The organism is Actinomadura sp. 3N407, assembly GCF_052245875.1.
Classification (GTDB): domain Bacteria; phylum Actinomycetota; class Actinomycetes; order Streptosporangiales; family Streptosporangiaceae; genus Spirillospora.
This window is the reverse complement of sequence record NZ_JBQQBP010000004.1, coordinates 363,278-387,895: the sequence shown is the minus strand read 5'-3', so window position 1 is coordinate 387,895 and position 24,618 is coordinate 363,278. Positions and strand designations below refer to the sequence as shown.

Annotated in this window: 17 protein-coding genes; 8 read left to right on the top strand and 9 right to left on the bottom strand. The window is 71.0% G+C overall.

Features of this window, described 5'->3' with window-relative positions:
• Positions 1–12 precede the first annotated feature (12 nt).
• The 4 genes from ACTWPP_RS12420 to pabB are packed head-to-tail and all read left to right on the top strand — an operon-like array spanning position 13 to position 5,840.
• Positions 13–729, top strand: coding sequence for a Phenylacetic acid catabolic protein (locus ACTWPP_RS12420; protein WP_443104351.1), 717 nt, complete (start codon positions 13–15; stop codon positions 727–729).
• The gene (locus tag ACTWPP_RS12415; RefSeq protein ID WP_443104350.1) at positions 708–2,837 is read left to right on the top strand and encodes an AMP-binding protein; all 2,130 of its coding nucleotides are present in this window, start codon (positions 708–710) and stop codon (positions 2,835–2,837) included. The genes ACTWPP_RS12420 and ACTWPP_RS12415 overlap by 22 nt, the downstream gene beginning before the upstream one ends.
• A 4-nt stretch (positions 2,838–2,841) precedes the next feature.
• Positions 2,842–3,690 carry an aminotransferase class IV gene (locus tag ACTWPP_RS12410; protein ID WP_443104349.1) on the top strand — a complete coding sequence of 283 codons (849 nt, stop codon included), beginning with the start codon at positions 2,842–2,844 and terminating at the stop codon, positions 3,688–3,690.
• The gene (pabB, locus tag ACTWPP_RS12405) at positions 3,678–5,840 is read left to right on the top strand and encodes an aminodeoxychorismate synthase component I (protein WP_443104348.1); all 2,163 of its coding nucleotides are present in this window, start codon (positions 3,678–3,680) and stop codon (positions 5,838–5,840) included. Before ACTWPP_RS12410 ends, pabB begins: the two co-directional genes overlap by 13 nt.
• Here the strand turns inward: pabB and ACTWPP_RS12400 are convergent.
• Positions 5,785–6,519: a response regulator transcription factor gene (locus ACTWPP_RS12400; protein WP_443104347.1), complete on the bottom strand. Its 735-nt coding sequence runs from the start codon at positions 6,517–6,519 to the stop codon at positions 5,785–5,787. The two genes, pabB and ACTWPP_RS12400, sit on opposite strands and share 56 nt — an antisense overlap.
• Before the next feature lie 474 nt (positions 6,520–6,993).
• Here ACTWPP_RS12400 and ACTWPP_RS12395 point away from each other — a divergent pair, with 474 nt between their 5' ends.
• The 3 genes from ACTWPP_RS12395 (at position 6,994) to ACTWPP_RS12385 (ending at position 9,684) form a co-directional block, all read left to right on the top strand.
• Positions 6,994–8,079 carry an NAD(P)H-dependent amine dehydrogenase family protein gene (locus tag ACTWPP_RS12395; RefSeq protein WP_443104346.1) on the top strand — a complete coding sequence of 362 codons (1,086 nt, stop codon included), beginning with the start codon at positions 6,994–6,996 and terminating at the stop codon, positions 8,077–8,079.
• Positions 8,080–8,103: 24 nt separating this feature from the next.
• Positions 8,104–8,841 (top strand): glucose 1-dehydrogenase, encoded by a 738-nt coding sequence (locus ACTWPP_RS12390; protein ID WP_443104345.1) that lies wholly within the window; start codon positions 8,104–8,106, stop codon positions 8,839–8,841.
• Positions 8,842–9,144: 303 nt separating this feature from the next.
• Positions 9,145–9,684 carry a hypothetical protein gene (locus ACTWPP_RS12385; RefSeq protein WP_443104344.1) on the top strand — a complete coding sequence of 180 codons (540 nt, stop codon included), beginning with the start codon at positions 9,145–9,147 and terminating at the stop codon, positions 9,682–9,684.
• 96 nt (positions 9,685–9,780) lie between these two features.
• Here ACTWPP_RS12385 and ACTWPP_RS12380 read toward each other — a convergent pair whose 3' ends face one another.
• The 8 genes from ACTWPP_RS12380 to ACTWPP_RS12345 form a co-directional block, all read right to left on the bottom strand.
• On the bottom strand, positions 9,781–10,794 hold the full coding sequence (locus ACTWPP_RS12380) for a helix-turn-helix domain-containing protein (protein ID WP_443104571.1): 1,014 nt from the start codon (positions 10,792–10,794) through the stop codon (positions 9,781–9,783).
• A gap of 230 nt (positions 10,795–11,024) precedes the next feature.
• Complete coding sequence (locus tag ACTWPP_RS12375; protein WP_443104343.1) at positions 11,025–12,050, bottom strand: NAD(P)H-dependent oxidoreductase; 1,026 nt, start codon at positions 12,048–12,050, stop codon at positions 11,025–11,027.
• Positions 12,047–17,830, bottom strand: coding sequence for an SDR family NAD(P)-dependent oxidoreductase (locus ACTWPP_RS12370; protein ID WP_443104342.1), 5,784 nt, complete (start codon positions 17,828–17,830; stop codon positions 12,047–12,049). Before ACTWPP_RS12370 ends, ACTWPP_RS12375 begins: the two co-directional genes overlap by 4 nt.
• A 30-nt stretch (positions 17,831–17,860) precedes the next feature.
• Positions 17,861–18,865 (bottom strand): RnfABCDGE type electron transport complex subunit D, encoded by a 1,005-nt coding sequence (locus tag ACTWPP_RS12365; protein ID WP_443104341.1) that lies wholly within the window; start codon positions 18,863–18,865, stop codon positions 17,861–17,863.
• A complete protein-coding gene (locus ACTWPP_RS12360) occupies positions 18,862–20,817 on the bottom strand; it encodes a CRTAC1 family protein (RefSeq protein ID WP_443104340.1) in 1,956 nt (651 codons plus the stop codon). Before ACTWPP_RS12360 ends, ACTWPP_RS12365 begins: the two co-directional genes overlap by 4 nt.
• On the bottom strand, positions 20,814–21,590 hold the full coding sequence (locus ACTWPP_RS12355; RefSeq protein ID WP_443104339.1) for a class I SAM-dependent methyltransferase: 777 nt from the start codon (positions 21,588–21,590) through the stop codon (positions 20,814–20,816). Before ACTWPP_RS12355 ends, ACTWPP_RS12360 begins: the two co-directional genes overlap by 4 nt.
• A complete protein-coding gene (locus tag ACTWPP_RS12350; RefSeq protein ID WP_443104570.1) occupies positions 21,587–22,492 on the bottom strand; it encodes a DUF1702 family protein in 906 nt (301 codons plus the stop codon). Before ACTWPP_RS12350 ends, ACTWPP_RS12355 begins: the two co-directional genes overlap by 4 nt.
• Positions 22,464–23,930, bottom strand: coding sequence for an FAD-dependent oxidoreductase (locus ACTWPP_RS12345; protein WP_443104338.1), 1,467 nt, complete (start codon positions 23,928–23,930; stop codon positions 22,464–22,466). Before ACTWPP_RS12345 ends, ACTWPP_RS12350 begins: the two co-directional genes overlap by 29 nt.
• Before the next feature lie 170 nt (positions 23,931–24,100).
• Between ACTWPP_RS12345 and ACTWPP_RS12340 the strand changes: the two genes are divergently transcribed.
• Positions 24,101–24,547: an acyl-CoA thioesterase gene (locus tag ACTWPP_RS12340; RefSeq protein WP_443104337.1), complete on the top strand. Its 447-nt coding sequence runs from the start codon at positions 24,101–24,103 to the stop codon at positions 24,545–24,547.
• Positions 24,548–24,618: the final 71 nt, after the last annotated feature.

The following is a 24,618-nucleotide window of genomic DNA, read 5'->3' as shown; positions in this document are numbered from 1 at the left end:
GAAGGAGGTGGCATGCCGCCGGCACTCACTCGGGAACCCAGCGACGCCGCCGAGGCGCACGCACTCGGCGACGAGTACGTCACCGCACTCGGCAAGATCATCAACAGTCATGTGCGCAATGAGGCGGCGGGGGCGGCGGTGTTCGACGAGCCGTCGATTTCGCTCGCCCCCACTCCGCGCGACAAATGGCTCGCCTGCAGAATGGCCATGGAGGAGTACGGTCACCATTTAAAGTTCAACAAGCTCGCGGACGATCTCGGGTTGGAGAACGCCCATGACCGTCCGCCGCTTTCGGTCTTCGACTATCAGGTGGAGTCGTGGACCGGATACGTGATGACCAAGGCGATCGTGGATCTGGCCGAGGTCGTGCTGATGGAAGATCTGTGCGAGTGCTCGTACCTGCCGCTGCGCAGGCTGTGCCGGTCGCTGATGCCGGAGGAGCGCTTCCACGTCGGGTTCGGGACCGCGCGCGCCAGACGGCTGGGCGCCGATCCGGGCACCCGTGAAGAGGCCCGCTCCTCGGCGCACCACCTCATCGCGCTGACGCTGCCCTTCTTCGGCCGCAGCGGCTCCAGGAACAACGAGATCTTCCGCAGGTGGGGCATCAAACGGCTGACCAACGACGAGGCGCGAGCGGAGTTCATCCGCCGCACCCGGGCGCTGCTGTGCGACGACCTCGGACTGGACTACCCGGAGGTGGCGACGCGATGGCCCGGTACTACGAGCTGAGCGCACCGCCCGAGGAACTCGCCCGCGACCTCGGTCCCGGCGGCGACCGCGTCGCCGCCCTGCTCCACGGCATGTCCGCGCACCTCCCGGCGGACGGCGCGCACGTCCCGCGGCGGGGTGAAGCTCACGTGCCGGAGTCGGTGGCCGGCGCGCCGGTGCGGCTGATGCGGGACGTTCCCGCGGCGCTCCTCGACCGTGTGGACCCCGGCTGGCTGGCCCGGCTGGAGGGTCGCCGTCACGACGCCCGGCAACGGCTCACCGACACCGGCCGCGGGGATCGGCTGGAGCTGGCCGAGCACGTGGCGATGCTGGTCGCCACCCCGCGGCTGCGGCCCGCCGACCCCGGGGACGCCGACGCGCTGGCGATCTCCGGCGCGATCCTCTGGCTGGTCGGCACCCTCGTCGCCACCGCGCTGACCGACGACCGTGACGACGCGCTCGCCGAGCTGATCACGTGCGGCTGGTGGCCGGTGGGTCCCGTGGACGGCGCCTTCCGCATCGCCCCCCTCGACCTCCCGAGCCGTCCCCGCGGCCGCCTGCCAGAAGGGTCCGTCATGCCCGAGATTTCACCCGGGGCCGTCACTGTCGAGACGCCCACCGCCCCGCAGCGGGGTTCGGGGCGAGCCGGGGAGGGCCCCTCCGCGAACCTCGCGGTGCACCTGGCCGCCAAGGCCCAGCGGGAGGGCTGGTGGCAGCGGCCCGCCTTCCACACCCCGGAGCGCGCCTGGACGCATGGCGAGGTGCACACCCTCGCCGCCTCCGCCGCTTCGGTCCTCATCGACCATGGCGTCCGCCCGGGCGACAGGGTTCTCATCGCGATGGGCGACGGCATCGCGTGGGTGGCGGCGTTCCTCGCCGCCGCCAGGCTCGGCGCGGTGGCGATCCCGGTCAACCCCGACCTGGTCCCCGACGAGCACGCTTTCATGGCCGGCGACTGCCGGGCCCGTCTCGCAGTGGCGGAAGACCACCTCACCGGCCGCTTCGACGGTCCCGCCGTCCTGACGGGCGAGCGCCTGATGCGGCTGGCCGCGACCGCCCCGCCGGGACCGGCCGCGGATGTGACCGGCGACGCGCCGTTGTACGCGCAGTACACCTCCGGCACGACCGGTGCGCCCAAGGCGGCGCTGCACCGCCACGCCGACCCGGAGCGCTACCAGCGGGCCGCCGGCGACGGCGTGGTGGGCGTGCGGCACGATGACGTGACGCTGTCGGTCTCGAAGCTGTTCTTCGCCTACGGCCTGGGCAACGCGCTGGTCTTTCCGCTCTTCTCCGGCTCCTCGGCGGTGCTGATGCCGCACCGCCCGTCGCCGGCGGAGATCGCGGAGGCCGTCGTGCGGCACGGTGTGACGCTGCTGTACGGCGTGCCGTCCGCGTACGCCAGCCTGGTGGCCGGCTGCCCGCCTGAGGCGTTCTCCTCGGTACGGCTGGCCGTCTCGGCCGGCGAGTCCCTGTCCACCACCCTGGGCGCCAGGGCGCGCGAGGTGCTCGGCGTCCCGGTCCTGGACCAGCTCGGCTCCACCGAGGTCGGCCACGCCTACTGCTCCAACACCGCCTGGCGGGACGAACCCGGCACCATCGGCCGTCCGCTGCCCGGATACGAGGTCGTGCTGCGCGACGAGAACGGCGCGCTCGTCACGCAGGGCCAGGGAGAGATCTGGGTGCGAGGCGCATCGGTCATGGTCGAATATCTGGAACGCCCGGAGCAGACCGTCCGGGCGCTACGCGGCGGCTGGCTGCGTACCGGGGACCTGGCGGAGTACGTGGACGGCGGTGCGCTGAAGCACTGCGGCCGCAACGACGACATGGAGATGGTGGGCGGCATCACCGTCTCTCCCCTGGAGATCGAGCGTGTGCTGGCCGAGCACCCGGCGGTGTCCGAGGTCGCGGTGGCGGTCATCGCCGACGAGTACGGTGCGCGCAAGCTGCGCGCCTTCGTCGTTCCCTCCCCGGACGCGGACCGTGCCGGGCTGGACGACGACTTGATCGCCCTGGCCAGGCTCCGGCTCGCCCCGTACAAGGTGCCGCGCAGCGTGGAGTTCCGCCCGAGGCTGCCGCGCACCCCGACCGGCAAGCTACGCCGCTTCGCGGTGCGCGAGGGGAGGTGGTGACCTCATGGCGGTTCCTTCCCTGGACGAGCGATCGATCCCCCGCCTGGCATGGAGCGAGCGGTCCGGTCTGACGTCCGCGCCGGAGTGGCGCCCGGATGAGCCGGCGGTCGTCGACTCCTGGCTCGTCGCCGAGGGGCGGGTCCGCGGCCTGCCCATGCACGGCCGGCGTTTCCTGCGCGCCTGCGCCGAGACGGTGCCCGAACTGCCGCCCGCCACCGTCCAGTGCTTCCTGGACGCGGTGCGGCGCTGGCTGCCCGCGCACGGCCGCTGGTTCCCCCGGATCGAGGCCTACCGCGGGCCCGAGCCCCGGCTGGCTCTGTGGCCCAGACCGGCGCCCGAGCCGGGCGCCGGTGAGGTGACGCTATGGATCCCGCCGGATCCGGACCCGCGCCTGTGGCCCACGGTCAAGGGCCCCGATCTACGCGTCCTGGCCGGGCTGCGAAAGCGGGCCGAGGCGGCCGGCGCCGATGACGCCCTCCTCTACGACGGCGGCGGCACGATACTGGAGACCGCCCACAGCGCGCTGGTGTGGTGGCGCGGCGACGAGCTGTGCGTGCCCGAAGCCGGTCTGCCCGTGCTCCCGTCGGTGACCAGGGCTCATCTCGAACGGCTGGCCGGGTGCTGGCGGTGCCCCGTCCGGAGCGAGAGAGTCGACCTGGCCGAACTGCCGGGGCTGGAGACCTGGACCCTGAACGCCCTGCATGGTCTTCGTCCCGTGCGCGCCTGGGTCGGCGCCGACGGCCGCTCCAGGGCCGCCAGGGTCTCGCCCCGGGCCGCGGACTGGCGGCGGGCCGTACGGCACCGGGCCGTCCTGCCCGCCTGCAACCTCTGGGAACCGCCGTGCGCACACTGATCGTCGACAACTACGACTCCTACACCTACAACCTGTTCCAGCTCGCCGCCCAGGCCTACGGAGTGGAGCCGGTGGTGATCACCAACGACGACCCCGGCTGGGCCGAGCTGGATCCGGCCCGCTTCGACGCGCTCATCATCTCTCCCGGCCCGGGACGCCCGCAGCAGCGGCGCGACGTCGGCGTCACGCTCGACCTGATCCGCGACTCCGGGCTGCCCACCCTGGGCGTCTGCCTCGGCCACCAGGCGCTGGCCTGGCTGTCGGACGCCGATGTGGTGCCCGCTCCCGCGCCCGTCCACGGTTACGTGGAAGAGATCGGGCACTGCGGACGCGACCTGTTCCGCGGTCTGCCCCAGCGTTTCCACGCCGTCCGCTACCACTCGCTGTGCGTGGCCACACCCGCGCCCGACGACCTGGAGATCACCGCGTGGGCGGCCGACTCGGTCGTGATGGGCCTGCGGCATCGCAGGATGCCCTGGTGGGGCGTGCAGTTCCATCCCGAGTCGATTTCCACCGAGTACGGGCCGACGCTGATGTCCAACTTCCGCGACCTCGCCGCGGAGTACAACGAGACGGCCGGGTCCGGAGGCGGCGCGGAGGGCGGTGCCGGAGGCGGCGCCGCCTTCGCTCCGAGGCGGCCGGACACGCCGCGCTGGTCGCTGGAGGCCGAGCGGATCCACGGGGTCCCCGACGCCGACAGCGTCTTCGCCGAGCTGTTCGGGGACGAGCCGTACTCCTTCTGGCTGGACAGCAGCTGCGTCGAGCCTGCCCTGTCCCGCTTCTCCTTCCTCGGCGACGCAGGGGGGCCGCACGGCGAGATCCTGTGCTGCCGGCCGGGATCCGGCAGCGTGCTGGTGCGCGCCGGCGGCAGCGCGTCCACGGTCCGCTCCTCGATCTTCGACGTGCTCGACGCCCATGTCGCGGCGCGGGCCGTCCCGAGCGATCCGGCGCTGCCGTTCGATCTGAACGGCGGCTACGTCGGCTACTTCGGCTACGAGATGAAGCGGGACTGCGGTGCCCCCGCGGCGCACGTCTCGTCGTCTCCGGACGCCACCTGGATGTCGGCGAGCAGGTTCGTGGCGATCGACCATGAGGCCGGAGAGACCTGGGCGCTCGCGCTGACCGACGGCGGGCCCGGGAGCCGGGCCGCGGCCCGGGCCTGGGTGGACGGGGCGGCCGGCGTCTGCCGGAAGCGGCGGAGGGCGGCGCGGCCGGCGCCGCGGCCGAGCGTGGAGTTCGATCCCGAACCGTGGCTCGTCCGGCCGCGCGAGCGCTACCTGGCCGACGTCGAGGAGTGCCTGCGGCTGCTGCACGCCGGGGAGAGCTACGAGATCTGCCTGACCAACACCGCGGAGATCGCCTTCGACGGCTCCCCCTACGAGCTCTACCTGGCTCAGCGGCGGCTCAACCCCGCGCCCTATGCCGCTTATCTGCGCCTGGGCGAGATGCACGTTCTGTGTTCGTCCCCCGAGCGCTTTCTGAAAGTCGACCGGGACGGGGTGGTCGAGTCCAAGCCGATCAAGGGCACCGCGCCGCGCGCCCCCGAACCGCGCGTGGACGCCGCCCTGCGCGATGAGCTGGCCACGTCCGACAAGACCAGGGCGGAGAACCTCATGATCGTCGACCTTCTCCGCAACGACCTGGGCCGCATCAGCGACATCGGCACGGTGAGCGTGCCGCGCTTCATGGCGGTGGAATCCTACGAGACCGTGCACCAGCTCGTGTCCACCGTGCGCGGCCGTCTGCACGAGGGGGTGACCGCCGTGCGGGCGGCGAGGACGTGCTTCCCGGGCGGATCGATGACCGGAGCACCGAAGCTGCGCACGATGGAGATCATCGACCGGCTGGAAGGGCGGGCGCGCGGACCGTACTCCGGCGCGATCGGCTTCTTCGGCCTGGACGGCACCGCCGATCTCAACATCGTCATCCGCACCGTGGTGGCGCAGCCGGGCCGCCTGTCGGTGGGCGCGGGCGGCGCCATCGTGCTGGACTCCGATCCCGAGGCGGAGTACGAGGAGATGCTCCTCAAGGCCAGGGCGCCGCTGCGCGGTCTGGCCGCCCTCGATCACGGCGCCGTGGGGGGCGGGGCCGTGCTCAGCGGCGGCGGGCCCGCCGCGAGGGTCCGGGGTCCCGAACCAGTCCGCGACTGAGCGCGACGGCGGCGGCCAGCGTCCGGTTGGAGCAGTTGAGCTTGGCCAGGATGTTGGCGACATGCCGTTTGGCGCCATGCTCGGAGATGCCGAGGCGACGGGCGATCTGCTTGTTGCTCAGTCCCTCCACCATCAGCGTCAGCGCTTCCATCTCACGGTCCGTCAGCGCGGCCTGCTCCACGCTCTCGTGCACGGGAGGCGCCGCGATCGGCTCGGGCTCGGGAGGGTCGGCCGGGCCGACCTCGGCCATCAGCTTGCGCGCGACCGGGTGGGGTATCGGCACCAGCCCGCTGTCCAGGTCGCTCAGCGCGCTCATCAGCACGTCGCGGGTCAGCGTCGGCTCCAGCAGGTAGCCGTCGGCGGGCACGGCCGCCACTCGCGCGAGCATCTCCCCGGTGGCGGCCGGCAGCATCAGCAGCACTCGCACGCCGAAGCCGACGGCCGTGCTCGCGAGCTTCTCCGCCTGCTGGGGCTCGTCGCCGTAGTTCAGGACCAGCAGCGTGGGACGGCCGGAGTGCAGCAGCTCCATGCTGTGGTCGAAACTGCCGCTGGCGAGCACGTCGTCCAGCGCGTCCAGCTCGCGCAGCATGGTGCCCAGCCCGCACCGGACCACCTCGCTTCCCAGCGAGACGAGGGCGACGTGGGCGCCGTTCCGTCCTGCCTGCTGATTCGAAGTCATCAGAACCCGTCGTCGATCCGGAGAGCAATGGCCGTTATTACATTAATGCCCCCGACCAAAAACCCCGGCCTTGTACGTAATACCCTGCAGAAAGCCCCCTATGCCCGGCGCATGAACATCCCCGGCCATTTCGCGACGCTCGGGTCGGCCACGCCGGACACCGCCGGTGACCTTGTCGGGGCGGAGGCGCGCGGCCCGAAGGTGCCCCGCTGACGCGGAATCGCCCGAATCGGTTTGATCACGGCTGTTGCGGCGACGATCGGCCGCGATTACGGTGGACAGGTGTCCAGTCAGGTGACCAGTACGGCGCCGCGCCGGGATCTCATGCCCGGCAGGCCGGAACGGCGGCGAACCTGATGGCCGCCGGGCACGAGGCGCCGCGGCGGCCGAGACCCGGCGGCCGGCCGGCCGTGGAGAGCGACGGTCGTCGGCCCCACCGGACAACCGGCATCGTCCCGCCCCCAGAGGAGCACCATGGCCATCCGCGTCCTTCACGTCGCGACCGGCAACGTCGGCCGCATCGCCCTGTCGCAGCTGATCGAGGATCCCCGCTTCGTTCTGGCCGGGCTGGTCGTCTCGAGCCCAGAGAAGGTCGGGCGGGACGCCGGCGAACTCGCCGGACTCGACGTGGTCACCGGTGTGGCGGCCACCGACGACCTGGACGCGGCACTGGAGGCGCAACCGGAGTGCACGGTCTATTGCGCGCTCAGCGAGACCCGGTTGTTCGAGGCGCTCGACGACGTCCAGAAGATCCTCGCTTCGGGAAGCAACGTCGTGGCCTCCTCGCCGGTGCCCCTGATCTACCCCTGGGGCGTGCTGCCCGACCGCATGATCGGCCCGATCGAGGACGCCTGCCGGACGGGCGGGGTGAGCCTCTTCGCCACCGGGGTCGATCCCGGCTGGGTCAACGACCTGCTGCCCTTCGCGATCGCCAGCACCTGCCAACGGGTGGACCAGGTTCGCTGCTCGGAGATCGCCGACTACGCGACCTATGACGGCGGCCCGGTCATCCTCGACTTCATGGGCTTCGGCCGGCCTCTCGAGGACCTGCCGAAGATGTTCAAGCCGGGAATGCTGGCGGCCTCGTGGGGCGTCAGCCTCCGGATGCTGGCTCGCGGGTTCGGTTTCGAGCTCGACGAGATCACCGAACGGTTCGAACGGGAGCCGGCGCCGGAGGCGTTCGACATGGCCGCCGGGCACATCCCCGCGGGCGGAGTGGCGGCCATGCGCTTCCAGGTCAGCGGCCTCGTCGGCGGCAAGGAGGTGCTCGTCATCGACCACACGACCCGGCTGCGCGGCGACCTGCGTCCCGACTGGCCGCAGCCCGCGCAGGACGGCGGCTCCTACCGGCTCGAGATCGTCGGCGAACCGTCCTACCGCGTCGACGTCTGCCCGACCAGCGCCAAGGGAGACCACAACTACGCCGCGATCGCGGCGGGCGCCGGGCGCATCGTCAACTCCATCCCCGACGTCGTGGCGGCGGCGCCGGGACTCCGGACCCCGCTCGACCTGCCCTTCAACACCGCGCGCGGCGTCTTCGCCACGGCGCTGCCCAGCTGAGCCCTGCCAGAGAGGACACCAACGATGGGACGTGTGGACGGGAAGGTCGCCCTGATCAGCGGCGGCGCGCGCGGCATCGGGGCGGCCAGCGCGCGGGCGCTGGCCGCCGAAGGCGCCAAGGTCGTCATCGGCGACATCCTCGACGACGAGGGCGAGGCCGTCGCAGACGAACTGGGCGACGCCGGCCGCTACGTGCACCTGGACGTGACGCGCGCCGAGGACTGGACGGCGGCCGTCGAGACCGCCGTCGGCGAGTTCGGCCGCCTGAACGTGCTCTTCAACAACGCGGGGATCGCCAACGGCGCGGCCATCAACCGCTTCAAGCAGGAGAAGTGGCAGCAGATCATCGACGTCAATCTCACCGGCCCGTTCCTCGGCATCCGCGCGGCCACCGACGCGCTGATCGCCGCCGGGGGCGGCTCGATCATCAACAACTCGTCCATCGAGGGCCTTCGCGGCACCTCCTGGGCGCACGGCTATGTGGCCTCGAAGTGGGGTCTGCGCGGCCTGACGAAGTCGGTCGCCATCGAGCTCGCGCCGCACGGCATCCGGGTCAACTCGCTGCACCCGGGCCTGATCCGGACCCCGATCACCGAGGGCTTTCCCGATGACCTGATCCCGATCCCGCTCGGCCGCCCCGGCCGGCCCGAGGAGGTCGCCTCCTTCGTGCTCTTCCTCGCCAGCGACGAGTCCTCCTACGCCACCGGATCCGAGTTCGTCATGGACGGTGGAACGGTCAACCAGATCCCGCACAAGAGCTGACCGCGGCCGACGACCCCGGGCTGCATGTCCGTGCTCGTCGAGGATTCCGCCCGGGCGGCCGGTCCGGGGATCAGGGCGTCCGGAACACCCGGGGCGCAAAGGATCGCGATCGTCCGAGCGGCCGCACGGGGAGGGAGCGTCCGCCCGGGGGCGCCTTCCCGGAGCCGGCCAGGGAGGACATCCGGATCCCGGGCCGGCTCCCCCACCCCGACAAGTGCACAAATTGCGCCGAGCCCTGATCGGTGAACTTTCCTAATCTTGATTTACGTCGGAAAGTCCACAACACGAAAAGGGGTGAGGGTAATGCCGACGACCCGCCGCCAGGTGGAAACCTCGTTCGACACTCTGATGCAGCTCGACTACGCGAAGTCGGAGGTCGGGCTGCGGCTGCCCGACGGCAGCACCGAGCGCGTGATGATGGAGACGGCGTGCCCGACCGAGTTCATCGTGCACGAGCCGGTCGCGCACGGCGACGGGCTCAAGATGGACCTGGAGATCATCCGGTTCGAGCTGGTCGGTGTCAGCACCGAGCTCTGGCCGGGCGAGACGATCAAGGTCTTCGGCGGCGCGCTGAGCGCCCCCGACGCCCGTCCGATCATCGGCACCGTCGACATCCCCGCCGGCCGGACGCTGGAGCAGGGTCTGCGCAGCGAGCAGGTTCTCTACCTGACCGTCGAGACGCCTCTCGGCAGCCTGCACAACGAGACCCCGATCCGGATGGTCGGTGACATCTACCAGATCCCGCCGCTGGGCTCGCGGTTCGAGTCCCAGGGCGACGTCCCGCTCCTGGACGCCCAGGGCGAGCGGCGGCTCGACGTGTGGGCCTGCGCCAACGAGGCCTGATCGGCGACATCCGGTGGCGGTGCCGTACGGCGCCGCCACCGGATGGCCATCGCACCGAGGGGACCGGCACCGCCGGTCCCCTCGGTCATTTCCGGCTCACCGGGCGGCCCGCTCTCCCGCGCACCTCATCCGGTAGCGGGACGGAGACACCTCGTACCACTTCTTGAAGGTCCGTTCAAAATGGCTCAGGTCGTTAAAGCCCGCCGCGTGGCAAATCTCTGAGACGGGTCGCTCGGTGTCCTCGAGAAGATGACGCGCCCGCGCAAGCCGCAGCCGTGTGACAAGGTCGATGTAACGTTCCCCCGTCTGCGCCTTGAACGTCCGCGAGAAATGGTAACGGCTCATGCAGGCCACATCCGCCGCATCGTTCAGGGACAGATCGGAATCTGCGTAGTTCGCCCGGATATGCGCGATGGCGAGGGCGATGCCCTTTGACGTCGTGTCCGCGAGAGCCGCTCCGGGAGACCCCGGCTGGACGTCAGAGGCGGCCGTGTCCGTCCCGGACGAGCCCGCACCGCCACCGCCGGCCGGAAACGGTACGACCCGGGTTGCTCTGGCGCCTGACGCGGCGGCCGACGCCTGCCGCCGCTCGCGGAAACGCTCGGTGAACCACAGGAGCTCCCTGATGAATTCCGAGATCTGCGTGCGCAGGGCCGCGCCGCCGCACGCGCGTTCAGATCCCGCCAGGGCGAAGTCGGCGATCGTGGCGACCACCTGCCCCGGGACGGCCTGCCCGTCGAGCGACCGCACGACGGTCCTCAGATGGTCGAGCGCCTGACGGTCCTCCCCGTTGGAACTCGTCGCCATCAGCCCCACGGGCAGCCCCTGCAGTTGCCTGGGCTCCAGTCCATCGAGCATGGACTTCAACTCGCCCGAATAGGAGTTGTGGATCAGAGGCGTCGCGAGCACCACCGCACTGGCCACGCGGAGCGCTTCCACGAGATCACCTCCCGGGGCGGTCTCGGCGGACCAGTCCAGCGGTTCCGCCCCCGCCGACTCCAGTGCCTGGGCGGTCTCCTCCACGAGCGTTCGGGTGTGCGGCGAACGAGGGTGGTCGCCGCCCAGCAGCACGATCCGATGTCTGCGTCGGCGATCATTGACAACGTGCATCGTCACTTCTGTCTCCCGGGATGCGCGACGGATGATGAAGCGGGGTGTGCACGGAGGCCGATGATCTCCTCCTACTCCTTTGACGCGGACGTAGGCGGCGATTCGACAGCCCGCGAGAGAAAATCGTGCGGTGCCGATGGCGTCACGGAGTGTGCGATTTCAGGCTCGGCATGCCGAAACCGCCCGTCCACCGACTTGTCAGTGGACGGACGGATCAGCATCCTTTTCGGCTACCGCTGCAGGACGGGGGCACGGTCGGACGCACGGCCGCGCGGATGCCGTAGGCGGTACTGCGAGGGCGAGACCTTGAACCAGCGTTTGAAAGTGCGCTCGAAGTGGCTCAGATCGTTGTAGCCGACGGCGTGACAGATCTCCGAGACCTGTTTGTCGGTCTCGGTCAGCATCACCCGGGCGTCACTGAGCCTGAGCATCGCGACGAAGTCCATGAACCGGCGGCCGGTCTGGACCCTGAAGGTCCGCGAGAAGTGGTAGCGGCTCATGCAGACGTGCCGGGCGACCTCTTCCAGCGCGAGCGTGCCCTCCCGGTAGTGCGCACGGATGTAGGCGATCGCCTGGTTCATGGCCTCGCTCAGCTCACCGTCGACCGGGTGCGCGACCGAGCTGGCGTCTTCGCCGCGTCCCTCCGGGTCGCCGGTGCGGCTGGGCGGTCCGGCCGACCGGCCGCCCTCTCCCAGCCGCTCCGCGTACCACAGCAGTTCCCGTATGAAGTCGCTGATCCGGTCGTTGAGCCGCGGGTTGGTGAGCTCCAGGCCGGACCCCATCCGGGTGAAGTCGTGCCTCGTCGCGATCACCTGGTCCGGGATCGCGACCCCGTCCAGCGCTCGCACGACGACGCGCAGATGATCCAGTGCCTGCGGGCTGGCCACCCTCCCGCTGGAGGACATGAGCCCCACGGGCTTGCCGCGCAGATGCGCCTCGCCCAGGTGGTCGAGCGCGTTCTTGATCAGTCCCGAATACGAGTTGTGATAGAGCGGCGTCACCAGGATGACCGCGTGTGCGGCGTCCACGCTGTCGCGCAGCCGCTGACCCGACTCGTGACCGGGCCCGGCGGGCGGAAACGGAGTGCGGCCGATGTCCCAGTGGATCGGTTCGGCGCCCGCGTGCACGAGCGCGGAGACCGCGGCTTCCAGGAGCACCTGCGTGTGGGACGGTTGTGCGGCGCTGCCTCCGAGCAGGACCACACGCGAGAGTCCGGTCTGCGGCGGTTCCTCCGGGTCGAACGTTGCGGTCGTCACGTGACCTCCTCCGTCAGCGCGGCCACGGCGATCGGATCCGCCGCTCCGTCGACCGAGAGGACCGAGACGGCCACGCGCAGCCTCCCGCTCCGCAGCGCGGTCCAACCCGTTCGATGCGCCCGGTCGAGCACCAGCGGGTCTCCCGTGGGACCCCCCGCCTTCCTCACGCACTCCGCGGCCGACCAGACCCTGGTGGCGGCCGGCGACAGTTCCTCGCCGTGTTCCGCGGCGAGGAGTTCGGCGAGCTTCATCCCCGGCTCCCCGAGCATTCCTCTCCACTGCTCCGGCATCCGGGGCTCGACGGCCTCCACGTCACAGGCCACCGTGCCCTCCCCCGCCACTCCCAGCGTGTACGGGCGGGAGTGGGAGGCCGAGACCGGCTCTCCCGAGGCGATGTGCGTTCGCCCATCGGGCCGGTGCTCGACCCGGACCTCGCGTCCGAGCGCCCGCTGAATCGCGGCTTGCGTCCGAGCAGCGCGGTCTCCGTCGTTCTCGCCGGCCAGGCCGGCAAGGATGCGGCCCTGGATCAGTTCCGCCGCACGCCGCTCCAAGTAGGGGACGAGCAGTGCCGCGCTCCAGCTCCCCGGTTCGGGCAATGCCGCCACCACATGGAGCACCAGCCCCTCCCACGACTCGCAAACCCGCCCTTCGGCATCCAGGACCAGCAGGTCGTACACGAGGCCGTCCTCATTCGACTCGCGCTCGACGGCGGAAATGGTCACCTCTCCAGTCGGGATCTCCCCCAGGTGGATCCGGTGGACCGAGACCGGCAGCACCCGCTTGTGCGGGATGCAGGCTTGCGCCGCGTGGATGAAGGCGTCCCGCGCACCGAAGTCACCGAGGACGAGATCATGCGGCAGATAGTCACTGAACCAGCGTGCTTCCACCCGCGTTTCCACGGTGGCCGAGCAGCTACGAGCGTGCAGTCCCCGATACTCGCGCACGCGCTGAAACGCCGGGCCGTGGAAGAGCAGCCGCTCGTACAGCTCCCTTTCCGCGCCCGATGCCGCCCCGCCACCCGTGACGGCGGGGGAACCGCTGCCGGGGGCCTGCCGTCCCTCCGGGCACCGGTCGAGGCGGCAGACGGCCCGGAAGTGATCGGCCTCGAACCCCGTCTCTTCGCTCCGTACCACCACTTCCACACGCGACTCGTCGTGGAGAAGTGCGGCGATCCTGATTCTGCGCTGTCCGTCTTCCGGAACCGTGATCGGCCTGGGCAGCTCCACCTGTTCGAAGCGTTCCGGCCGGCTTCCGGTGAGAGCCGCGCAAACCTGCGCCATGGCTTCCAGCCCCACCACGGCGGGCACCAGGGGCACCCCGTCCAGCGCATGGTCCGCCAGGTACATGTCGGTGCCGGTCGACAGGGTGGCCTCCGCGACCATCTCGACATCGGGGTAATGGACCGGAACGCGATCGAGGAACCGCAGGAGGGGCAGCTCTCGGGAGTCGTACCGCAGGGTCGGCGGGTCGCCCAGCCTTCCGGAGGCCACGACGGAAGTAGCCGGTCCGGCGCCGTTGACCAGCCGGCGGAGCAGATCGACACCGTCGTCCGGGCTGATCGGCATGATGCCCATGCGCGTCAGCGACTCGACGAGGTTCAGCCGATCGCCCATTCCCGCGCCCGACCACACCGACCACTCGACCGTCACGCAGCGGCAGTTCGGCAGCAGCTCGGAAACGGCGTCCACCTCCGCTCGCATCCAGTCGTTGGCCAGTGCGTAGTCGGCCTCGCCGCGCAACCCGGAGCGGGCGATGACCGACCCGAACGCCACCAGCACCCGGAGGCGATCACGGTCGAGAGCGTCCAGCAGGTTGCGCAGCCCGGGGACCTTGGGCCGGAGGGTCGCGGCGAGGTCCTCCCCGTCGAGATCGCCGATGAGCCGGGGCCGGTTGAAACCGGCCGAGTGCACCAGCGCGGTCACGGGGCCGAGCGTCCGACGCACCTCGTCGACCGCGTCGCGGACCTGCGCGGCGTCACAGACGTCGGCCCGGACGTATCGCGCCTCGACCCCGGCCTCGCGCAGACGGCGCAGCGTGCCCGACAGTTCCTCGTCGTCTTCGGGACTGGACCTGCCGAGCACGGCGACACGCGCACCGGTCGCCGCGGCGAGCCCGATCGCGCTCTCGGCCCCGATTCCCTTTCCACCGCCGCTCACGAGCAGGACGTCGTCGGGGCCGAGCCGGTCCTGACCGGCGTTCCCGGCCGCCGTCGACGGACGCAGCCGTGAGACCAGCCGCTTCTCCTCGCCGATCAGCCGGGCCTCCTCGAAATCCGTCCCGGTCTCGGCTTCGCGTCGTATCCGCGCCAGTGATGCGAGCCCGTCCGCGAGACTGACGTCGATCAACCTGACCGGAAGGTCGGGCCGCTCCAGGGCGAGGGTGCGGGTGATGCCGCCCGCGGTGCCATGGTGGAGCACGGCCAGCCGCCGGATGGCGGGGTCGGTCGCCCGCCGGATCGCCTCCAGGAGTGCCTTCGCCTGGTCGATGTCCCGTTCGGGCGACACATAGATCGCGAGTGCCGGGTCGCCGGCTCCCCCCTCGAACGCGGCTCGGACGGCCCCGGCGTCACCGGAGCCGCCGACGCTGATCACTTCCCAGCGGTGCGGGACGGCCTCGCCGAGCAGCGGGGCGGGAACCCAGGCGATCTCGAACGGCCGCAGCCAACCGGCCACTCCGGCGGGCAGGCGGTCCCGGTCGGTCCCGTCATCCGGTTCGGCGTTGGCCAGCACCCCGGCCAGCTCCGCGATCGTCCCGGTGGCGAACTCGGGTGCCGCGAGCGGCGGGCGCACGCCCAGTTCGGCCGCCGCGTCGGCGACGATCTGACCGACCGTGATCGAGCTGAGGTTGAGGTCGGTCAGCATGGAAGAGTCCGCGGGCACCGCTTCCAGGGGCAGTTCGGCCTGCCGGGCGATCAGCCGGCGCACGACCTCGGTCGGATCGCCCTCCGGCTCTTCTCCGGAGGCACGGCCCGGCTCGCCGGCGCCGCCGGGCTCCGCGGCTCCGGCCTGATCGGGCGTGGGTTCCACGAACATCGGCGGCGCGCCGTCATCGTCCGGCGCGGACTCGCAGGGATTCGCGAGGAACGCCGGGCGGCGCCGGGGGTCCGCACCGTTCCAGCGGTGGCGGCCGTGCGCGAGTCCCGCCACATCCATCCGCGCGCCGAGCACGTAGGCGGTGCCGACCGCCGTGAGCAGCGGTCGCAGGCTCGCCGAACCGGCATCCGTCGCGACCACGGGCACAGAGACGACGCGGTCGGCCAGTCCGGTGAGGACGGTGCCCGGCCCTACCTCGATGAGCAGGTCGATGTCGTCGGTCAGTTCTTCGAGCGCGTCCGTGAACCGGACGGGAGCGACGAGCTGGTCGAGCAGCAGATCCCGCACGTCCGTCCCGGGGTCCAGAGCCCGGCCCGTCACGGTCGACACCACGGCCGCGTCGCCGTGGACAGGACCCAGCCTTTCCAGTTCCGCGCGCAGTTCCTTGTCGGCCTGTGCCATGAGCGGCGAGTGGAAGGCGTGCGACACCGGGAGTGGAATCGTGCGGACGCCGCGAGACCGGGATCGCTCAAGCAGGGACGGGACGTCTTCGGCGGCACCGGACACGACCAGGTGCCCGGGAGCGTTGTAGGCGGCCACGCAGAGGTCGAGGCCGTCGATCAGTTCCTCCACCACCGGCTCAGGCGCCATGACCGCCGCCATGGCCCCGCTGCGTTCCGTGCAGTCGGCCATCGCACGGCCCCTGATCCCGGCCAGACGGAGCAGTTCGTTCGGTGTCAAGGCGCCTGCCCACTGCAGCGCGGTCAGTTCGCCCAGGCTGTGTCCGAGTGCCTTGTCCCCGGTGATGGCGAGGTCCGCCAGGACCTGTGCGGCCGCGACGGAACACGCCACTATGGCGGGTTGTGCGATGGCCGTGTCCGTCGCGTCCCCCTCCATCGCGCGGACGTCCTGGAACAGGCCGGCGACCCCGGCGAACCTCCTCGCCAACGCGCCGCCGTCGCGGTGGGTCGGTGACGCCTGACCGGGAAAGAGGAAGCCGATCCGCGGCTCACCGGCCCGTTCCCCAAGAAGGACGCCATCCGCGGCATCGAGCCGCTCGGTCCGGCCATGGTCGATGCCGTCCGCCAGCGAGTCCATCCGCGCGGCGAACTCGGCGGGCGTCGCGGCCAGCACGGCCGCGCGCGCGGAGCCCGGCCGTGCCGGAGCCTTGAGCGCCATGTCGATGGCGAGGTCGCGCATGCCTCCGAAGCTGAGGACGTCGGCGCGCTCGGCGAGCGTCCGGGCGCCGGCACCGAGCTCACGCAGGTTCTTCGCGTCGAGGAGGAACAGTTCGTGATCCTGTGCTGTGCCGCCGAGCAGCCGTTCCCTCACCGTCAGCCGGCGGCGGCGCGCCGCCCGCGCGCCCGCCAGGGTGATGTGCGTGTTGATGCCGCCGAAGCCCATCGCGCTGACACCCGCGCGCGGGGTGGTCCCCTCGGGCCAGGGCTCCGGCTCCTTCAGGACGCGCAGGCGCGCGTCGGGACCGGTCAGTTCCGCATGGGGCTGTTCGTTCCCGGTGGTCGGCGGCAGGATCCCGTGGTCCACGCTCAGGATCGCCTTGATCAGCCCTGCCACGCCCGCGGCGGCCTTGGTGTGGCCGATGTTCGCCTTGATCGTGCCCAGCGCGGCCGGCCGTTCCCGATCCCCGGATTCCCGGCCGGCCGCGGCGAGCGCGCGAAGCTCGGTCGCGTCCCCCACCGCGGTGCCGGTGCCGTGGCCTTCGAAGAGCTCCACCTCGTTCGGTCCGTACCCGGCCCTGGCGTAGGCGCGGCGCAGAGCGAGCATCTGCCCGGACGCCTCGGGACGCGTGATGCCTCCCCGGCCGTCGGAGGAAACTCCCCAACCATGTATCACCGCCCGGATCCGGGCCCCCCATTCCACGGCGTCCGAGTGACGGGCCAGAACGACGAACCCGCACCCTTCGCCCGGCCAGAATCCCTCCGACCGCCTGTCGTACACGCGCATCAACGTCGGCGCGAGCGCACCGGTCTTGGCGAAGCCGATCAACTCGAACGGGTCGATGCTGAGATCGACTCCTCCGGCCAGGGCGACGTCCAGATCCCCGGCGACCAGGCGCCCCACGGCGTCGGTCACCGCCAGCAGAGAGGAGGCGCAAGCACCGTCGACGGTGTAGCCGCCGCCGTGGTAGTCGAAGGTGTTGCAGATGCGACCGGCGATGGTGTTCGACAGCCCCCCGGCCAGTGAGTCCTCTCCGAACGCGGGGAACGGCGCCTTGTAGTCGCGTTCGAGCGCGGCCAGGAACTCCTCGCGGGCCGCACCGTCCATGCCCGTATCGGCCAAGGCCTTCCCGACGGTGCGCCGAACGTAGGGCCAGCGCAGGCGCATCATCGTCGAACGGGAGAACTCGCCGGTCAGGGTGTTGCCCACGACGATCCCCGCGCGGTCGCGGTCCAGCCCGGGCAGCCGCTCGAGTCCCGCGTCCTCGACGGCCTGCCCGGCGATGTCCAGCGCCAGCCAGTGGACGAGGTCGGTACTGCGGTAGGTGGCCCCGGAGACGCGATACCCGACCCTGTCGAACTCGTAGTCTTCGAGCAGCGCCGCATGGGTCGCGTAGATCGCGTCCGGGGTCGAGGGGTCCGGGGAGTAGTAGTCGTCCAGCCGCAGGCGTTCCGGTGGGATACGCCGGAACATCCGGCGCTGGCTCAGGATCAGGTCCCACAGTTGATCAGCGTCGTCCGCACCGGGGTAGCGGCAGGCGAGCCCGATGACGGCGATCGGTTCGTGCATGACGTCCTTCCTCTCTCGGCCGTGCTCGCGTCAGCCGCTCTGCGCGGCGGCCGTCGCGGTGACGCCGGGCTCGCCGGCGGAACGGGAGGAGCCGGCCCGCGCGCGCAGGTCGAGTCCCCAGAGAAGGGCACCGCGCATCAGGCAGGTCAGAACCAGGCAGTAGAAGATCCCGAAGACGATGTGAGCGCTCATGAGCACGCCGTACAGCGCGGCGGCGACCAGCGAGAAGGCGATCTGCCCGCGCGGCCGCACCGGGGACGTACCGGGATCCGTGATCATGTACGTGGTGAAGAGCAGGAAGGCCACGCCGGTCATGGGCGCGAGCGCCGCACCCAGCTCGGTGTCGGTGACGAGCGCGCGGATCACCGCCTGGGCGACGAATCCACCGACCCAGCCGACGATGATCCCCCACTTGCCGGTGAGCTGCAGGTTGAGCATCAGTCCCGACGCCAGCAGGGCGAGCGGCACGATCCAGTCGAGGATTCCCCCGAACGGCTCGGTGAAGTGGTACGGCATGGCGATCCCCACCCACGGGAAGAGGGTGAGCGTGGCCGCGATCCCCAGGTTCGAGGGGTTCATGAAGTGCCGTGAACGGCCGCCGACGGGCGCCCGGAAGAGGTACTTGGCCGATCCGGCGACCACGGCGGCGAAGGCGAACGGCCACAGGCGGGCGCCCGGATAGATGAGCATCGCGATGGCCAGACCCGAGATGTGGGCGGGGAGCAGGAACGTCACAAAGGCGTTCCAGCCGCCCAGAAAACGCGGGCGCCGAGCCTCGGACCACGCCTGGACGCACTCCAGGACGATCTCCGTGGTGTACGACGCCAGTACGGCCACCACCGGAGCGGCCCACGGGGTCTCCATGCCGAGCCACAGGTGTCCCACCACCGTGAACACGGAGATGGAGAGGGCGAACCGGCGCAGCGCCATCACCCGCAGGTCCTTCTTCCGCGTCCCGGCGGGCGTGCCTCCGGAACCGCCTTCGGGCCGTCCGGAAGGTGACGAGGTGTCCGACGGGGTGACGACGGAGCTCATGACGCGCCTCCTGCTAGTCGGGCGGACCATCGCCCTGGGGTGAGTGTCAGATCGGTGTGCCGCACCCGCCCGGCGCGGTCGCGCCAGTCGACCCGGACCGGGAGCGACGTGCCGGGCGGCAGCTCTCCGAGGCCGAAGTGCAGTTCGACACTGCGCGCGCTCGCGTGCCCGTTGCCGCCGTCCACCTGTGCGGTGAGGCGCCGCCCGTCCGGCAGGCGGACGGTCGCACGGGCACCGACCGCCGGCGAGCCGGTCATCCGTTCTCCGGCGGTGCCCGGCGCGGCGCGCGTTGACCCCCCGGGTCCGGCCGGCAGGAGCAGCCGCAGCGACAGGGACCCGCCGTGCCGCGAAGCGCGGTTCCGGTAGAGGTACGACGGCTCCCATTGGCGCGCCAGGGCGAAGTCCAGGCGGCCGTCGGCGTCCACGTCGGCGGTCGCGACTCCCCGGGTGACGCCGCGATCGGCGATCCCGGCGGCCGCCGCGAGATCGGTCCACCGTCCATCGCGGGTGCGGGTGAAGAAGACATCGTGCTGCTGCCCGGCGAGATCCCATCCCTCGCTGTGCCGCGGCCACGCCCCGATGTGCTTGAGAAGCGTGTCGTTGGACATCGCCAGCTCGGCGATCTGAGGCCAGAGGTTCTTGTCGCCCTTGGCGAAGCCCGTGGCCTGGACGAGTTCCGGGACCGAGTCGTTGTCGAAGTCGCCGAACTTGACGTCCCATCCCCAGCCGGTGCGGGCCATGCCGAGCCGGTCGCTCTCGTCGCGGAACGGAGCGTGCCCGCGCCCGATGGCCTCGCCCGTGTTGATCCACGCGTAGTTGCTCTCCATCAGGCCGAACTGGGTGGAGATGTTGCTGACGAACATGTCGGTACGGCCGTCGCCGTTCATGTCGGCGAAGTCGATCCCCATGCCCTTGAACGAGTCCTTGCCCAGAACCTTGGATTTCGGGGTCCGGAATCCGTTCTCGCCGCGCACCTCCTCCAGCCGGATCCGGCCGGGGGTGGACCGGTTGACGAACATCCGGTCCGGCCCGAAATCGTTCGCGAAGTAGAGCTCGGGCAGCAGGTCGCCGTTGAAGTCCTGCGCCCCGATCGCCAACGTCCAGGCGCGGGCCGCGTCGCGGGAGAACACGCGTTGCTCCTCGGCGAAGGGCGCCGCCGGAGGGACGCCGGGACCGCCGCCGGATTCCCGCCCCGTCCAGCGGTAGATCCGGTTGACTCCCCCGTTGTAGGCCCGCGACATCGAATCGTTCATCGCCATCGCGGGATCGCTCCGGGCCTTGCGGTCGAGAAGCCTCGCCCCATCGGGAAAGTAGTTGCCGACGATCAGGTCGAGGTGGCCGTCCCCGTCCACGTCGGCCGAGGCGATCGTGTCGGTGTACCAGCGTTGCCGGGCCTCGCCGCGCTGCCCGCCGACCAGTTCGACGGCGTTGTAGGACCGCGCGCTCGGCGACGCTCCCTCATCGGACCGGAAGAAGATGACGGGAGTGCGTCCCCAGTAGTAGGTCAGGAGATCGGTCCGGCCGTCCTCGTTGAAGTCGCCCGGCAGGCACCCCATGGGCGCTGTGGTCGCGCGGTCGTGGCCCAGCGCGCCCGGTTCCAGGATGAACGGCGCGTACCGGTTGCCGGTGCCGCTCGCGGGGGAAACGGTGATGGTGTCGGTGCGCGGATCACTGAGGCACACGTCGTCCGAGCGTCCGTTGCGGTCGACGTCGGTCAGCGCCAGTCCGGCCCCCACACCGGAGATCCAGGTCGCGATCTTCTCCAGGGCCGGCTGGACGGGACGCCGGGTGCGGAACCCGTCCACGGCGACCGAGGCGATCGGCCGGCGCTCGAACGCGAACCGTTCCCTGATCTCGGCGGCGTCCAGCGCCTCAACGCCCGGGAAGCGGGTGGCGAGTCCTGTGACGACGATGCCGGCCACCGCGGCGAACTTCGTCAGGTGCACCCTCATTCCGGCCTCCGGGCGCGGACGATCATCCGGGGGCTGTCACAGCCGTACGCCGCCTGGGTGAAGTCCCCCCACACCTCCTCGACCACGAAGCCCGCCCGCTCCAGCAGAGCCCGCAGTTCGGTGAGCGAGTACAGGCGGAGCGAGTAGGTCGCGCTGTCCTGGACGCCGTCCCGCAGCCAGCTGACCGTCTCGCTCCACCGGCCGTTCATAGGGTCGAAGGACCGTCGGCACCACACGGTCATGCCGCCCATGTCGAACCAGACGCGGCGGGCCGTCCGGAGCATCGCCTCCCGGTTCTCGGTGTCGATGAGGAGCCGGCCGCCGGGCACCAGGGCGCGGTACGCGGCGGCGATGGCCTCGGCGTCCTCGTTCTCGTCGGCGACGTAGCCCAGCGCGGTGCTGAGGTTGACGACGGCGTCGAAGCGTTCGACGGCGTCCAGGTTCCGCATCTCGGAAAGGATCAGTTCGAGGTGGACGCCGGCCTCCCGGGCCGCGCGGCGGGCCTGCTCCAGCAGGCCGGGCACCGCGTCCAGCCCGGTGACGACGCTGCCCTGCCGGGCCAGCGGCACGCCGATCCGCCCGTAGCCGCAGCCGAGGTCGAGCACACGGGTGCCCCGCCGCAGGTTGAGCATCCGCCTCACGGCGGCGACCTCGGTCGCGGTCCGCTCCTCCGGGAGGGTGGTGCGGGCGAACCACAGGTAGTCGGGGTGGGTGAAGAAGCTTTGCCAGCGGTCGTCGACCGCGGCCGTCGGAGTCGTCGCCGGGTCTGTCATCTCTGCTCCACATCCGGGTGTCGTGGGTGCTGGGTCGAACTCGTGGCGGCGGGCTCGGGAGGAGGGCACGTCGCGCTCCGGGTCTCCCGCCGCCACATCTGGTAGAAGTACTGGCGCCAGCCGTCGTCGATGAGCCGGTCGCGGACCGAATGAACCGTCTCGACGGCTCCGCGGATGTACGCCCGCAGTTCCTCGGGCTGCGTGCCGGTCAGTTCGAGGAAGTACACGGGGTCCGCGAGCCGGCGCGCCTCCCAGCCGAAGGCCGCGCCCTGGAGAAAGTCCGGGCGGTACGCATCGGGGATCCGCGCCGCGGTTTCGACGGCCAGTCCCGGCCGGTCGAGCCGGCTGAAGGCGCAACCGAGACCGAGTCCGCTGTAGCAGTCTCCACGGACGTTCTCCGGCAGCCGGGTGATCGCCGCGTGCGCCCCGTCGAGATCGTCCATGAAGACGAACCACAGGCTGCGCCCGTAGCCCTGGTAGCACACGTGCCGGGCGACCGGGCCGTGACGGAGGAACGGGGCGGTCGCGTCCGGAGCACCACCGCGGAGAAACCCGCTCCGGAAGCCCAGGCCCTCGTAGACCAGCAACCGGTAGCGGTAGTCGAACTGGCCGGCGACCTGCGCGAGCCTGGCCGGCCGGCGGGAGTACCACATGCCCAGCCACCAGCCGAGGCCGACGTAGTTCTGGTAAACGGTTCGCGGGGCCAGTCCCTTCACCATCAGGGGTTCGAAGGAGCCATAGCCCTTCAGCGCCATCACCGCCCAGGGCCCGAACCCCATGCAGGCTCCCTCATAAGCGAAAGGTCGGTGATAGGGCTCGACGCGATCCAACTCGGGCTGGACATGCTGCGGGTGGCGGCTGCGCGCGACCGCGTTATAGCCGAGGAGGAACGTTCGAACGATGTCCCTGACGCGGCTCCGGGAAACCGTTTCCAGCGGAAAGTCGTCCGCGACCCGGACGAGCCGCTGCGGTGATCGGCCGAAGATCGGAGTGAGTAGCTGGAGCGGCCGCCGCGGCGGGCGGCGCTGAGGCACTGACATCACTGGCGGGTCCCCCTGCGGGTGTGGGTTCGGGCTCGACGGCGGCATGGGCGGGCACGGCCGTTGGGAATGGATGTTCAATCGGTGGCTCAGCGCCATCGAGAAGGGGGTGAAGGCGCTCGACCATGCCCTCTCCGGCAATGGCCCGAATCACCTCGGGAACCTTTTCACCCAGGTCATGGCTCATGCCGGGAAGCGTCATCAGCAGGCGCAGCCACCGCGTGTCGGCGGCCTGGACGGGCCGCCTGCCGGCGAGGCGCAGCGCGGCCTCCAGCGTCGGGCGCACCCGGGCGTCCCGTTCCCGGTGGTACCGGCTCATCGCCGAATCCCAGTCCAGGTCGCCGGAGAGGTGATCGTGCAGTGCCGAGGCCAGCATCCGCGCACTGGCCACCGCGTGATCGATGCCGGCGCCGATGCAGGGATGGACCGCGGCGCCCGCGTCCCCCACGAGGGCCCAGCCCGGCCCGTGAGGAGTGCGGAGGTAGCTCTCCAGCCGGCGGGTGCCGCGCAGCCTCCCGGCTCTGGTGGCTCCGGCCAGCCGGGGCGCCAGGGTCGGGATTCCGGCCAGCACCTCGGTGAAGAGCCGTTCGCGGTCCCGGCGCCATCGCCCGAACTCTTCCTCGGGCGGCATCACGCACACACAGTGCAGGTCGTCGTCGCACGCGGCCAGCAAGACCAGGTTCTCGCCTGCCCAGTAGTACTCGAACGCGGGAACGGGGGCGGCGGCCAGGTCGCGATAGTAGCCGTAGTAGGCACAACGCACCGCGGGCCGCGACAGGTAGGTTTCGGCGGCGGCCTGCCCGGCCACCAGGGAGTCACGCCCGTCCGCACCGATCACGACCTTGGCGGTCACCCGGCGCCCGCCCTCCGGCGTCCGCAGCACGGCGCCCGTGACCCGTCCGGTCTCGTCCCGGCACAACTGCGTCACCGGATGCCCCGGGAGCCATTCCACCTCGGGAAACGACCGCGCCCGCGCGACCAGCAGCGGGTCGAGCCGTTCCCGGCGAAGCCCCAGCACATAGGGCGTGACCATGAGGTCGGCTTCGGTGACGCAGCCCGCGACGTCGGTCCGGAAACGGCGCATCGGCGGGGCGCCCGCCGCGGCGAGATCTGCGGCGACTCCCAGTGGTTCGAATGCCTCCCAGTCGCCGAACACATGTGTGGACAATGTCGGACCGAGGCGGGAGGCCCGGTCGGCCAGCAGAACACGGTGACCGCTCCGTGCGAGCAGGACGGCGGTCGCCGCTCCCGCGACCCGGCCCCCGACGATCAGACAGTCGTATTGATGGTAAGTCGACATCCGCACTCCACCTTTACCGTGCCGGCGCCGCACATACCAAGAAATCGTGACAAGTCGGCGCCGCCTCGACTCGGCACTTCTTGCGCCGTTTTAATTGCGCCGCGGAGCCACTTTTATTCTGCAGCCGATCTGCGCACAATCAATGCGGAGCCACGGCCGGAGGAGGCACCGTGAAGAGCTACGAGTACGTGCACACAGTGTCGTTCGAGGAGACCAATGCGATCGGCAACGTCTATTTCACCCACTACCTGCGATGGCAGGGACGCTGCCGCGAGCAGTTCGTGCACGAGCAGGCGCCCATGGTGCTCGACGAGCTCGCTGAGGGCGTCGCCATGGTGACCACCCGCTGCTCCTGCGAGTACCTGGCGGAGCTGACCGCCTTCGACCGGGTCGCGGTGCGGATGCGGGCCGGGGACGTCACCCAGAACCGGCTCACCCTGCTGTTCGACTACGTGCGCCTCACGCAGGTGGAACAGGAGCAACTGGTGGCGCGTGGTGAGCAGCAGCTCGCGTGGATGCGGCGCGACGGCGAACGCCTGGTCCCGCATCGGGTTCCGAGCGGGCTGCTGGCGGCGATAGACGCCTATGCCGACACGACCGGCTCCTGGCGACGCTGACGGAGGACGCCCCGGAGGCCCCGGCCGGTCGGCCGGGGCCTCCGGGGCTAGCGGGGCTTCGGGCCCGCCTG